The following is a 12,953-nucleotide window of genomic DNA, read 5'->3' as shown; positions in this document are numbered from 1 at the left end:
AATGTCTGAATCGCTGGACGGCAAGGTCGCCGTCATCACCGGCGCGGCCTCGGGGATCGGGCTTGCCACCACCGAGCGGCTGCTCGGGCGCGGCGCCACCGTGGTCATGGTGGACTGGAACGCGGCGGCGCTGGCCGAGCTGGCCGCCCGGCTGGGCGACAAGGCGATCCCGCAGGTGACGAACCTGCTCGACCCCGAAAGCTGCAACGCCATGATCCCCGGGATCCTGGCCAAGGTCGATCACATCGACATTCTCTACTGCAACGCCGGCACCTATATCGGCGGCGACCTGACCGAGTCGACGCCCGAGGCCATCGACCGGATGCTGAACCTCAACGTCAACGCGGTGATGAAGAACGTCCGCGCGGTCGTTCCGCACATGATCGAACGCAAAACCGGCGACATCGTCGTCACCTGTTCCATCGCCGGCCATTTCCCGACCTGGTGGGAACCGGTCTATTCCGGCTCGAAATGGGCGATTACCAGCTTCGTGCAGGGCATGCGCCGGCAGATGATCCCGCATGGCGTGCGGGTCATGCAGGTCTCGCCCGGCCCGGTGGTCTCGGCGCTGCTGGCCGACTGGCCCGAGGAGAACCTGCGCAAGGCCAAGGAATCCGGCAGCCTGATCGACCCGGAAGAGGTGGCGGACGCGGTCGAATACATGCTGACCCGCAAGCGCACCGTCACCATCCGCGACATGCTGGTGCTGCCCACCAATTTCGACCGCGTCTGACCGAAGCGCCCGGAACGGAGAACCGCCATGGACCAGTATCTGATCGGCATCGACGTGGGCACCGGCTCGGCGCGGGCCGGGGTCTTCGACCGGGCCGGCCACCTGCTTGCCACCGCCAAGCGCCCCATCGAGATGCATCGCGAGCGCGGCGTGATCGCCGAGCAGTCGAGCGAGCAGGTCTGGCTTGCGGTCTGCGACTCGGTCCGGGAATGCGTGGCGCTGGCCGGGATCGACCCGGCCGGCGTCGCGGGCATCGGCTTCGATGCCACCTGTTCGCTGGTCGTGCGCGGGGCTGGGCAGGCGACGCTGCCGGTTGGCGACCCCGCCCATCCCGAACGCGACATCATCGTCTGGATGGACCACCGCGCCGTCGAGCAGGCCGAGCGCATCAATGCGCAAGGGCACGACGTGCTGAAATATGTCGGCACCCGCATCTCGCCCGAGATGGAGACGCCGAAGCTCTTGTGGCTGCGCGAGAACCGGCCCGAGGTCTATGCGGCGGCGGCGCATTTCTTCGACCTGACCGACTTCCTGACCTGGAAGGCGACCGGGGCGCTGGAGCGGTCCGCCTGCACCGTCACCTGCAAATGGACCTATCTGGCGCATGAGGGGCGCTGGGACGCGGATTATTTCCGCCAGATCGGCCTGGGCGACCTGGCCGATGACGGTTTCGCCCGCATCGGCGCCCGCGTCGTCGATCCCGGCACGCCGCTGGGTCAGGGGCTGACCGAGGCCGCGGCCGAGGCGATGGGGCTGCGCCCCGGCATCGCCGTGGCGGCGGGGCTGATCGACGCCCATGCCGGCGGCGTCGGCACGGTCGCGGCCGGGGGCGACGCCACGGCCTGCCTGGGCTATGTTTTCGGCACCTCCTCCTGCACCATGACCACCACGCGCGAGCCGGCCTTCGTGCCGGGCGTCTGGGGGCCGTATTATTCCGCCATGGTGCCCGGCATGTGGCTGAACGAGGGCGGGCAATCCGCCGCCGGCGCTGCCATCGACCAGCTGGTGCAGCTGCACCCCGCCACGGCCGAGGCGACGGCGCTGGCCGCGGCGGCGGGCAAGCCGCTGCCGCAATGGCTGGCCGACCGGGCGCTGGAACTGGCGGGCTCTGCCAGCGCCGCCCTGCGGCTGGCCGATGACCTGCATGTGGTGCCCGAGTTCCTGGGCAACCGCGCGCCCTTCGCCGATCCCCATGCCCGCGCCGTGATCATGGGGCAGGGGATGGAGACCGGGCCGGATTCGCTGGTCGCGCTTTATGTCGCGGGGATCTGCGGCCTTGGCTACGGGCTGCGACAGATCATCGAGACCCAGGCGCAGAACGGCGCTCCGGTCGAAACGATCAGCGTCAGCGGCGGCGCCGGCACGCATCCGCTGACCCGGCAAGTGCTGGCCGATGCCACCGGGCTGCCGGTCGAGGTCACGGAATGCCCCGAGCCGGTGCTGCTCGGCTCGGCCATGCTGGGTGCGGTGGCGGCCGGGCTGTTTCCCGACCTGCACAGCGCCATGCCCGCCATGTCGCGCATCGCCGCGCGCTGCGCCCCCGATCCCGCCAGCCGGGCGCGGCAGGACGCGCGTCACGCCGCCTTCCTGGCGCTGCAATCCACGGCGCGGCAGATCCGCGCCGCCATGGCGGCCTTGCCGCAAAACTGAACACCGGCGGCCCTGCCGCCGAACCGAACCTGCGAGGAACCATGCAATTCTCGGGCAAGACCGTCATCATCACCGGCGCCGGCAAGGGCATCGGCCGCGCCTGCGCGCGGCTCATGGCCGGGCGCGGCGCCAGGGTCGTGGCGCTGAGCCGCACCCAGTCCGACCTCGACAGCCTCGCGGCCGAGATCGGCGCGCGCGGCATCCGCGTCGACCTGGCCGACCCGGCCGCAACCCGCGCCGCCATGGCGCAGGCGGGGGCCGCCGACTACCTGATCAACAGCGCCGGCATCAACGTGCTGGAAAGCGTGCTCGACATGACCGAGGCCGGTTATGAGGCGGTGCTGGGCATCAATCTGCGCGCGGCGCTGATCTGCTGCCAGGAATTCGCCCGCGCCCGCGTGGCGGCGGGCGGCGGCGGCGCCATCGTCAACATCACCTCGATCGCCGGCCATCGCGGCTTCCAGGACCACCTGTGCTATGCCGCCTCGAAGGCGGGGCTCGAGGGCGCGACGCGGGTATTGGCCAAGGAGCTGGGCGCGCATGGCATCCGCGTGAATGCCGTGGCGCCCACCATCACCCTGACCGAACTGGCGGCCGAGGCCTGGTCTGACCCGGCGAAAAGCCAGCCGATGATGGTGCGCCATCCGCTCAACCGCTTTGCCGAGGCCGAGGAGGTGGCGCAGGGCATCGCGCTGCTGCTGTCCACGGACAGCAGCATGGTCTCGGGCGCTGTGCTGCCGCTGGATGGCGGTTTCCTGGCGGTCTAGGCGCTTCCGGCTTTCGGCCCCGGGGGGGAACCGGCACCGGGCATCCCGGCTTGTCTTCTGGCGCCAGCTTCGGCGCGGGCAGGGGACAGCCGCCATGCTAGAAGAACTGAACCGCATCTTCCTGGGCGATCAGCAGCTTCGTTTCGCCTGGGAGGTGTTTCTGCGCACCCTCATCATCTATTTCTATACCTTGGCCCTGATGCGCTGGCTGGGCGGGCGCACGGTGGCGCAGCTTTCCATCGTCGAGTTCCTGCTGGTCATCGCCATCGGCTCGGCGGTGGGCGATTCGCTGTTCTATCCCGACGTGCCGATGCTGCCGGCGATGTTCGCCATCTTCTTGGTCGCCGCCTTCAACAAGCTGGTGGACGAGGCGATCCTGTCCTCGGACCTGCTGTCGCGGATCTTCGAAGGCCGGCCGCGCATCGTCGTCACCGAGGGGCGGGTGCACGGGGGCCGGTTGCGCCGCCTGGGCATGGGCGAGGGCGAGCTTTATCTGAAGCTGCGTGAAAAGGGCATCACCGACCTGAACGAGATCAAGTTCGCCATCATCGAGGCGAATGGCGCCTTGTCGGTGCTGACTCGGGACCGTGGCGGCATGGCCGGGCTCTACCAGCCGCCGGCGCTGCCGCCGGGCGAAATGGCCTGGGCGAAAAAGTCGTGACCGCCGCGCGCCGCGCCGGCCAGCGGCGGCTGCGCACCGGCCACGTGTTCCTGCCGCGACCCGTCCCGGCGCATCATCGGATCGTCTCGACCTGACCTCGCTGCCGAAGTGCCCGCGCGGCGCATCGACGGCCACGCCGATCCCGAGGTCGGCCCGGATCGCTTCCGCTGATCCCGCGGGGCATTGACGGCACCCGCGGCGGCGGGCCAGCCTGCGCGGGCGGCCGTTTTGGCGCCTTGGCAAGCGGCGGGCAAGCAACAAGGGATGCGTATGACACAGGACGACTATCCGCAGGACCAGCCGGCGATTCGCACCATGGCCATGCCGGCCGATACCAACCCCTCGGGCGACATCTTCGGCGGCTGGCTGATGTCGCAGATGGATCTGGCGGCGGGCAATGTCGCCGCGCGGCGGGCGCGGGGGCGTTGCGCCACGGTGGCGGTGGACAGCTTCAGCTTTCACCTGCCGGTCAAGGTCGGCGACGAGGTGTCGGTCTTTGCCCGCATCCTGCGCGAGGGGCGCAGTTCCATGCAACTGCATGTCGAGGCCTGGCGCCGCTCGCGCGACGGGGCCGAGACGCAGAAGGTGACGCAGGCCACCTTCGTCTTCGTGGCCCTGGACGAGGCCGGGCGGCCGCGCGCCCTGCCGGCCGCAAGCTGATCTTGACGCCGAGCGAAAGGCCGGTGACGCGGCCAGACATGACATTCGTCGCGCCGGTTCCGTGTGCCCCCGCAGAAGCCGGTTGCAATCGGCAAGGACCGCCGATTAGTCTGATCCGGCGGAACAAAGAACCAATAGAAACAGGGGGCCCGCATCGTGACAGCGCAATCCGGCAACGACGCGTTCGTTGTCTTTGACCATGTCCAGAAAAGCTATGACGGCCAGACACTTGTCGTCAAAGACCTGAACCTTTCCATCGGCAAGGGCGAATTCCTGACCATGCTCGGCCCGTCCGGCTCGGGCAAGACCACCTGCCTGATGATGCTGGCCGGATTCGAGACGGCGACGCATGGCGAAATCCGGCTCGACGGCAGGAACATCAACGACGTGCCGCCGCACAAGCGCGGCATCGGCATGGTGTTCCAGAACTACGCGCTTTTCCCGCACATGACGGTGGGCGAGAACCTGTCCTTTCCGCTGGAAGTGCGCGGCATGTCCAAGGCCGAGCGCGAGAGCCGCATCAGCCGCGCGCTGGACATGGTGCAGATGGGCAAGTTCAAGACCCGCCGCCCGGCGCAGCTTTCGGGCGGCCAGCAGCAGCGCATCGCGCTGGCCCGGGCGCTGGTCTTCGATCCCAAGCTGGTGCTGATGGACGAGCCGCTGGGCGCGCTCGACAAGCAGCTGCGCGAGCACATGCAATTCGAGATCAAGGCGCTGCACGACCGGCTGGGCATCACCGTGGTCTATGTCACCCATGACCAGGGCGAGGCGCTGACCATGTCGGACCGCATCGCCGTGTTCAACGACGGCCGCATCCAGCAGTTGGCGCCGCCACCGGTGCTTTACGAACAGCCCGGCAACAGCTTCGTCGCCGGCTTCATCGGCGAGAACAACGCCCTGCGCGGCAGCATCGAGCAGCTCGACGGCGACAAGGCGCTGGTGCGGCTCGGCAATGGCGAGCTGATCGACGCCACCGCCGTCAATATCCGCGAGGTCGGGCAGACCACCACCGTCTCGATCCGGCCCGAGCGGGTGGAGTTCAAGCCCGAGCTGATGCCCGCCGGCGCCCATACCATCGAGGCGCAGGTGCGCGATGTGATCTATATGGGCGATATCCTGCGCGCGCGGCTGCATGTCGCCGGCCAGGACGGTTTCGTCATGAAATACCGCAACACGCTTGGCCAGGTCCGGCTGTCGCCGGGCCAGACCATCCGCATCGGCTGGCACCCCGAGGATGCCCGCGCCCTCGATCCGGTATGATTTCGCTTACAAGTCAAGGAGTTACGATGAAACGCACGCTGATCCTGACCTCTGCGCTGGTTGCCGTCGCGGCGACCGCCCATGCGCAGGACAAGCAGGTGAACCTGCTGTCCTGGGGCGGTGCCTACGGCAACAGCCATGTCCAGGCCTATGCCAAGCCGTTCGAGGAAAAGACCGGCATCAAGGTTTCCATCGCCGATGCCGACAACCCCGCGACGCCGCTCAAGGCGCAGGTCGAGGCGGGCAATGTCACCACTGACGTGGCCTCGGTCGAATATGCCGACGCGGTGCGCCTCTGCGACGAGGGGCTGCTGGAGGAGATCGACCCGGCGATCCTGGCCCCGGCCGCCGATGGCACGGCGGCGACCGAGGATTTCATCGAGGGCGCCGTGACCGACTGCTTCGTCGGCACCGATGTCTATTCGATGATCCTGGCCTATGACGACACGAAATTCCCCGATGCCAAGCCGGCCGGCGCGGCGGATTTCTTCGACACCGCCAAATTCCCCGGCAAGCGCACCATGCGCAAGGGCGCCAAGTTCAACCTGGAATTCGCGCTGATGGCCGATGGCGTGGCACCCGATCAGGTCTATGAGCTGCTGGGCACCCCCGAGGGTGTCGACCGCGCCTTCGCCAAGCTCGACAGCATCAAGAACGACGTGATCTGGTGGGAAGCCGGCGCGCAGCCGCCGCAGCTTCTGGCCGATGGCGAGGTCAGCATGGCCTTTGCCTTCAACGGCCGGATCTTCGACGCCGCGCAGAAAGAGGGCAAGCCCTTCAAGATCGTCTGGGACGGCCAGATCTACGAGATGGAAGGCTGGGTCATCCCCAAGGGCGCGCCGCATCTCGAGGCCGCCAAGGAGTTCGTGACCTACTCGACCTCGCCCGAGCCGCAGGCCCGCGCGGCCGAGTTCATCAGCTACGGCCCGCCGCGCCAGTCGGCCGCCGCGCTGGTCGGCAATATCGAGGGCACCGAGGTTCCCATGGGGCCGAACCTGCCGACCTTTGCCGACAACATGAAGCAGGCGCTGGCCTCGAACCTGGATTTCTGGGTCGATCACGACGCCGAACTGCAAGAGCGGTTCAACGCCTGGCTGGCGGCGAACTGACGCATCGCCGCGGCGGGGCCGACCCCGCCGCGGCACGCCAAGCCCGAACGGGCAGGAAACGGCCAACGCGCCGAAGAACACCAACGGGAGGAAAGACATGAACAGACTGCTTATCCTGACCACGGCCCTGTGCGGGCTGGGTTTCGCGGCCCAGGCGCAGAACAAGGAGGTCAACGTGGTCTCTTGGGGCGGCGCCTACGAGAAATCGCAGGTCGAGGCCTATAACATCCCCTTCGCCAAGGAAACGGGCATCAAGGTCAACATGATCGCCGCCGACAACCCGGCCGCGCCGCTCAAGGCGCAGATCGAGGCCGGCAACATCACCGGCGACGTGTTCGACATCGAGGTTTCCGACGCCATCCGGCTTTGCGACGAGGGCGCGCTGGTCGAGATCGACCCGGCCAGCCTGCCGCCGGCGCCGGACGGCACCCCGGCCGCCGACGACTTCATCCCCGGCGCGCTGCGCGACTGCGCGGTGGCGAACATCTTCTGGGGCACGGTCATCGCCTATGACAAGACCAAGTTCCCCGACGGTCCGCCCACCACCGCCGCGGATTTCTTCGACACCGCCAAGTTCCCGGGCCAGCGCGGCCTGCCCAAGAGCCCGAAGCGCACGCTCTACCTGGCGCTGATCGCCGATGGCGTGGCGCCCGATCAGGTCTACGAGGTTCTGGACACGCCCGAAGGCGTGGACCGCGCCTTCGCCAAGCTCGGCACCATCAAGGACAGCGTGGTCTGGTGGGAAGCCGGCGCCCAGCCGGTGCAGCTGCTCGCCGATGGCGAGGTGACCATGGCCACCGGCTATAACGGCCGCTTCTTCGATGCCATGGTGGCCGAGGGCAAGCCCTTCGAGATCATCTGGGACGGGCAGTTCATGGACATGGACATGTTCGCCATTCCCAAGGGCTCGCCCAACCCCGAGGCGGCGATGGCCTATCTGAAATTTGCCACCGACACGCAGCGCCTGGCCGATCAGGCGAAATGGATCGCCTATGGCCCGTCGCGCAAAAGCTCGGCGGCGCTGGTCGGGCTTTATCAGGACGGCAAGACCGAGATGGCGCCGCATATGCCCACCAGCGATGAGCACATGAAGACCGCCGTCATGGACGACCCGGAATGGTGGGCCGACCACGACGCCGAGATGGCCGAGCGCTTCAACGCCTGGCTGGCCGCGAACTGATCCCGCGCCGCCGCCCGGGGGATCGGGCGGCAGCCCCACGACGAAGCTCTTGCCCGACGAAGGATCAAGATGTCCAACGCGCTTGACCCCCATGCCGCCATCGTGACCGAGGCCGGCGGCCTCGACCAGGGCGGAACACTGAGAACCGCGGACGGTCGCCCGCTGAAGGCGGCGCTGGCGCGCAGCTCGCGCCGGGCGCGGCGGCGGGCGTTCTTCCTGGTGCTGCCGCTTCTGCTGTTCGTGCTGCTGACCTTCGTCCTGCCGATCGGGCAGATGCTGCAGCGCTCGGTCAAGAACGACGGCTTCTCGGCCAACATGCCGCAGCTCTCGGCCTGGTTCGCCGAGCATCCCCGCGGCACCGAGCCGGACGAGGCGGCCTGGGCGGCGCTGGCCGCCGACCTGACCGCCGCCGCCGAGGCGCGCACCGTCGGCGTCATCGGCACCCGCGTCAATTACGACATGCCGGGCACCCGCTCGCTGTTCACCTCGGCCGGGCGCAAGGCCCGCCGCGGCATCGAGCCGCCCTATCGCGCGGCCATGCTCGAGATGGACGAGAAATGGGGCGACCCGAAGCTGTGGTCGGTGATGCGCGAGGCCTCCTCGGCCTATACGACGAACTTCTACCTCGCCGCCGTCGACCGCACCCGCGACGATGCCGGCAATATCGTTCAGGCACCCGAGCAGCAGCGCATCTACCTGACGCTGTTCCAGCGCACCTTCTGGCTGTCGCTGGTCATCACCTTCACCACCTTCCTGCTGGGCTTTCCGATCGCGCATCTGCTGGCGACGCTGCCGATGCGCAAGTCGAACCTGCTGATGATCCTGGTGCTTTTGCCGTTCTGGACCTCGCTGCTGGTCCGGACCACGGCCTGGATGGTGCTGTTGCAGCAGCAGGGCGTGGTCAACGACGTGCTGGTGTGGCTGGGGGTGATCGGCAACAACCAGCGGCTGCAGATGATCTTCAACCAGACCGGCACGATCATCGCCATGACCCATATCCTGCTGCCCTTCATGATCCTGCCGCTCTATTCGGTGATGCGCACCATCAACCCCAGCTATGTCCGCGCCGCGCGCTCGCTGGGCGCGACAAGCTGGACGGCGTTCCGTCGCATCTACTTCCCGCAGACCCTGCCGGGGCTGGGGGCGGGGGCGCTGCTCGTGTTCATCCTGGCGGTGGGCTATTACATCACCCCGGCGCTGGTCGGCGGCTCGTCGGGGCAGCTGATCTCGAACCTGATCGCGATGCACATGACGCAGACGCTGAACTGGTCGATGGCGGCGGCGCTGGCCTCGCTGCTGCTGGCGGGGGTGCTGATCCTCTACTGGGTCTATGACCGTCTCGTCGGCATCGACAATCTGAAACTGGGGTAACCGCCATGGCGCTTCCGACTTACGCATCCCCGCTGGAAAAGGTCTGGCACTATGCCTATCTGGCGCTCTGCGCGGCGATCTTCTTCTTCCTGATCGCCCCCATCGTGGTGGTGATCCCGCTGAGCTTCAACGCCGAGCCCTATTTCACCTTCACCGACAAGATGCTGTCCTTCGACCCCGAGGGCTATTCCATGCGCTGGTATCGCAGCCTGCTGACCTTCGGCATGGCCAATCCGGACGCGCCGGGGGGACTCAGCTGGTGGGCGGATGCCTGGCAGAACGCGAAATGGGTGAACGCCGCGAAGTCGTCGATCATCATCGGCTTCTTCTCGACCATCCTGGCCACGGTGTTGGGCACGCTGGCGGCGCTGGGCCTGTCGCGGCCCGAGATGCCGTTCCGCCGCATCATCATGGCGGTGCTGATCTCGCCGATGATCGTGCCGATCATCATCACCGCGACCGGGATGTTCTTCTTCTACTCGAACCCCTGCGAACCGCTGACCTGGATCGGGCTGAACCCGGAATGCGGCCGGCTGGCCGGCACCTATCTGGGGGTGATCCTGGCCCATGCCACGCTGGGCATTCCCTTCGTCATCATCACGGTGACGGCGACGCTGATCGGCTTTGACCAGTCGCTGAACCGGGCGGCGGCAAGCCTGGGGGCGAACCCGCGCACCACCTTCTTCCGCATCACCATGCCCTTGATCCTGCCCGGGGTGATCTCGGGGGCGCTCTTCGCCTTCGTGACCTCTTTCGACGAGGTGGTGGCGGTGCTGTTCATCGCCGGGCCGGACCAGCAGACCATCCCGCGGCAGATGTGGAACGGCATCCGCGAGCAGATCTCGCCGGCCATCCTTGCCGTGGCGACGCTGCTGGTCATCTTCTCCATCGCCCTGCTGACCACGGTGGAACTGCTGCGCCGCCGGTCGGAACGGCTCCGGGGGCTCACGCCAAGCTGATCGGCCGGACGCCGCGAAAGGCCAGCGACGCCGCCCCTTGCCGGGCGGCGTCCGCCGTCAGGGCAGGATGCTCAGCCAGAACCAGATGGTCAGGATCGACAGCGCCGTCGCCACCAGCACCGCCGAGGCCGAGACCCGCTTCGCCACCCCGTAGATCGAGGCGAAGAGATAGGCGTTCACCCCCGGCGCCATGGCAGCGGTGACCACGGCCGAGCGGATCTCGGCCACGCCCAGCCCGAACAGCTTGGAGAGCCCGAAGGTCACAGCCGGATGCAGCAGCAGCGAGCCGGCGCAGCACAGCGCGATGGCCCGCGCCTCGCCCTCGGGACGGTAGCGATAGAGGATGCCGCCCAGCCCGAACAGCGCCACGGGCAGGGCGGCGCTGGACATCATCCGGACCGCGCCCCAGAAACCCTCGGGCATGACCAGCCCGGCCTGGATCAGCAGGTTCATCACGAAACCGCAAAGGATGCCGATCACCATCGGCGTATGCAGCACCCCCGACAGGGCGCGCAGCGCCACCCGGCCCAGCGACAGGTCGTGCCCGCGCGCCCGCGCGAACTCCATCGCGGTGATGCCGAAGGTATAGAGCAGCGGCGAATGGATCGAGATGATGGTGAAGTTGCCGACCAGCGCCTCGGGTCCATAGGCGCGCTCGGTGATCGGCACGCCCAGCAGCAGCGAGTTCGAGAACAGGCAGACGAAGCCGATGGCGATGGCATCCTCGACCGGGCGCTTGAGCCAGCGCAGCGCCAGACCCATGCCCAGGGCAAAGGACAGGAATGCGCCGGCATAGAAGGCCAGCAGCAGCAGCGGGTTGTAATTCGTGCCCAGGTCCAGATGGGCGATGGCGTTGAACAGCAGCACCGGCACCGCGAAGGTCTGGGCAAAGCGCATGATGCCGTCGACGGCGACCTCGGACAGCATCCGCCGCCAGCAGGCGACATAGCCGAAGCCGACCACCAGGAAGACCGGCAGGATGACATCGAACAGCGCGGTCATATCAGCTCGATCCGCATGCCGTCATGGGCCGGGATGACGTTCTCGGGCGTCTCGCGCATGACGTCGTCATAATCCAGGTCGATATGCATGTTGGTGATGATGCCCTGCGCGCAGCCCGAGCGCGCGATCCAGTCCAGCGCCAGCGCCAGATGCGCATGGCTGGGATGCGGGATACGGCGCAGCGCGTCGCAGATGAACACGTCGCAGCCGGCAATCAGCGGCCAGGCATCCTCGGGGATGGCCAGCACGTCGGGCAGGTAGACCAGGCTCTGCTCCATGCCGCCGATGCGATAGCCGAGCGCGGCGATGTCGCCGTGATCGACCGCGAAGGGCGCAAGCTCGATGGTGCCGCCGGCGCCCTCGACGGCAAAGGGGCCGGTGATCGGCATCAACTCGCAGATCGGCGGATAGGACGAACCCGCGGGCGTCTCGAAAATATAGCCGAAGCGGGTCATCAGCGCCGCGGCGGTGGGGCGATCGGCCCAGACCGGCATCTTGCGGCGCATGTTGAAGACGATCTGGCGCAGGTCGTCGATGCCGTGGATATGATCGGCATGGGCATGGGTATAGGCGACCGCGTCCAATTCGCCGACGTCGGCATCCTGCATCTGCGGCACGAAATCCGGGCCGGTGTCGATCAGCACCCGGGTCGCGCCATCATGGCCGAAACGCTCGACCAGCAGCGCGCAGCGCCGGCGGCGGTTGCGCGGATTGGCTGGGTCGCATTCGCCCCAGCGGTTCCCCAGCCGCGGCACGCCCCCCGAAGACCCGCAGCCAAGGATGGTGGCGCGGATCATGCCGCGGCCTTGGCGAACAGCCGCTCGAAATTCGCGGTGGTCAGGGCGGCGAACGCGGCCTCGGTCAGGCCCAGGGCCTGGGCGCCGATCCGGGCGGTATGGGCGACATAGGCCGGCTCGTTGCGCTTGCCGCGATGCGGCGGCGGGGCAAGATAGGGCGCGTCGGTCTCGACCAGGACGCGGTCACGCGGCGCGGCGGCAAAGATCTCGCGGATCTCGGTCGAGCGCGGAAAGGCGGCGATCCCCGACATGGATAGGTAGAAGCCCAGGTCCAGCGCCGCCCGGGCCAGTTCGGGGCCGCTGGTATAGCAATGCATCACGCAGGAGAACGCGCCGGCGCCATGCTCCTCGGTCAGGATGCGGGCCATGTCGGCGTCGGCATCGCGCGCATGGACGATCAGCGGCAGGCCGGTGCGGCGCGCGGCCTCGATATGGATGCGCAGGCTTTCGGCCTGCACCGCCGCGCTGTCGGCGGTGTAGTGATAGTCGAGCCCGGTCTCGCCGATGCCGACGAATTTCGGATGCGCGGCCAGGGCCACCAGATCCTCGACCGTGACCAGCGGCTCCTCGGCGGCATACATCGGATGGGTGCCGGCGGCATAGAACACCTCGGGATGCGCCTCGGCGATGGCGCGCACCGCCGGCTCGTTCTTCAGCCGGGTGCAGATCGTCACCATGCGGGTGACGCCCGCCGCGCGGGCGCGCGCGACCAGCTCGGCCTGCTTGCCGGCGAAATCGGGGAAGTCCAGGTGGCAATGGCTGTCCACCAGGGCGAAGGGAGGATGTTCAGACATCGGCTGATCC

At 67.9% G+C, this 12,953-nt stretch carries 13 protein-coding genes; 10 read left to right on the top strand and 3 right to left on the bottom strand.

The window, feature by feature from the left end:
• Position 1: 1 nt before the first annotated feature.
• From NBE95_RS01550 to NBE95_RS01505, 10 genes are all read left to right on the top strand, one after another.
• The gene (locus NBE95_RS01550) at positions 2-733 is read left to right on the top strand and encodes an SDR family oxidoreductase (protein ID WP_289894151.1); all 732 of its coding nucleotides are present in this window, start codon (positions 2-4) and stop codon (positions 731-733) included.
• Between the two features lie 27 nt (positions 734-760).
• The gene (locus NBE95_RS01545) at positions 761-2,383 is read left to right on the top strand and encodes an FGGY-family carbohydrate kinase (protein ID WP_289894150.1); all 1,623 of its coding nucleotides are present in this window, start codon (positions 761-763) and stop codon (positions 2,381-2,383) included.
• A 41-nt stretch (positions 2,384-2,424) separates the two neighbouring features.
• On the top strand, positions 2,425-3,150 hold the full coding sequence (locus NBE95_RS01540) for an SDR family oxidoreductase (protein WP_289894149.1): 726 nt from the start codon (positions 2,425-2,427) through the stop codon (positions 3,148-3,150).
• Between the two features lie 94 nt (positions 3,151-3,244).
• Positions 3,245-3,811 (top strand): YetF domain-containing protein, encoded by a 567-nt coding sequence (locus NBE95_RS01535; protein ID WP_289894148.1) that lies wholly within the window; start codon positions 3,245-3,247, stop codon positions 3,809-3,811.
• Between the two features lie 270 nt (positions 3,812-4,081).
• Positions 4,082-4,471 (top strand): acyl-CoA thioesterase, encoded by a 390-nt coding sequence (locus NBE95_RS01530; protein ID WP_289894147.1) that lies wholly within the window; start codon positions 4,082-4,084, stop codon positions 4,469-4,471.
• A 156-nt stretch (positions 4,472-4,627) separates the two neighbouring features.
• The gene (locus tag NBE95_RS01525) at positions 4,628-5,731 is read left to right on the top strand and encodes an ABC transporter ATP-binding protein (RefSeq protein WP_289894146.1); all 1,104 of its coding nucleotides are present in this window, start codon (positions 4,628-4,630) and stop codon (positions 5,729-5,731) included.
• A 26-nt stretch (positions 5,732-5,757) separates the two neighbouring features.
• Complete coding sequence (locus NBE95_RS01520; RefSeq protein WP_289894145.1) at positions 5,758-6,840, top strand: polyamine ABC transporter substrate-binding protein; 1,083 nt, start codon at positions 5,758-5,760, stop codon at positions 6,838-6,840.
• A gap of 97 nt (positions 6,841-6,937) precedes the next feature.
• Positions 6,938-8,020, top strand: coding sequence for an ABC transporter substrate-binding protein (locus NBE95_RS01515; protein ID WP_289894144.1), 1,083 nt, complete (start codon positions 6,938-6,940; stop codon positions 8,018-8,020).
• Between the two features lie 69 nt (positions 8,021-8,089).
• The gene (locus NBE95_RS01510; protein WP_289894143.1) at positions 8,090-9,391 is read left to right on the top strand and encodes an ABC transporter permease; all 1,302 of its coding nucleotides are present in this window, start codon (positions 8,090-8,092) and stop codon (positions 9,389-9,391) included.
• A 5-nt stretch (positions 9,392-9,396) separates the two neighbouring features.
• Positions 9,397-10,350: an ABC transporter permease gene (locus tag NBE95_RS01505; RefSeq protein ID WP_289894142.1), complete on the top strand. Its 954-nt coding sequence runs from the start codon at positions 9,397-9,399 to the stop codon at positions 10,348-10,350.
• A gap of 57 nt (positions 10,351-10,407) precedes the next feature.
• Here the strand turns inward: NBE95_RS01505 and NBE95_RS01500 are convergent, their stop codons facing one another.
• Genes NBE95_RS01500 through NBE95_RS01490 form a run of 3 tightly spaced genes read right to left on the bottom strand, consistent with a single transcriptional unit; the run spans position 10,408 to position 12,943 of the window.
• Positions 10,408-11,352 (bottom strand): AEC family transporter, encoded by a 945-nt coding sequence (locus tag NBE95_RS01500; RefSeq protein ID WP_289894141.1) that lies wholly within the window; start codon positions 11,350-11,352, stop codon positions 10,408-10,410.
• Entirely contained in the window at positions 11,349-12,149 is an 801-nt protein-coding gene (locus NBE95_RS01495) for an MBL fold metallo-hydrolase (protein ID WP_289894140.1), read from the bottom strand. The genes NBE95_RS01500 and NBE95_RS01495 overlap by 4 nt, the downstream gene beginning before the upstream one ends.
• Positions 12,146-12,943: a TatD family hydrolase gene (locus NBE95_RS01490; protein ID WP_289894139.1), complete on the bottom strand. Its 798-nt coding sequence runs from the start codon at positions 12,941-12,943 to the stop codon at positions 12,146-12,148. The genes NBE95_RS01495 and NBE95_RS01490 overlap by 4 nt, the downstream gene beginning before the upstream one ends.
• Positions 12,944-12,953: the final 10 nt, after the last annotated feature.

It is taken from the genome of Paracoccus sp. TOH, from assembly GCF_030388245.1.
Taxonomy (GTDB): Bacteria; Pseudomonadota; Alphaproteobacteria; order Rhodobacterales; family Rhodobacteraceae; genus Paracoccus; species Paracoccus simplex.
The sequence above is the reverse complement of the archived record's forward strand: the minus strand, read 5'-3'. Positions and strand labels throughout refer to the sequence as shown.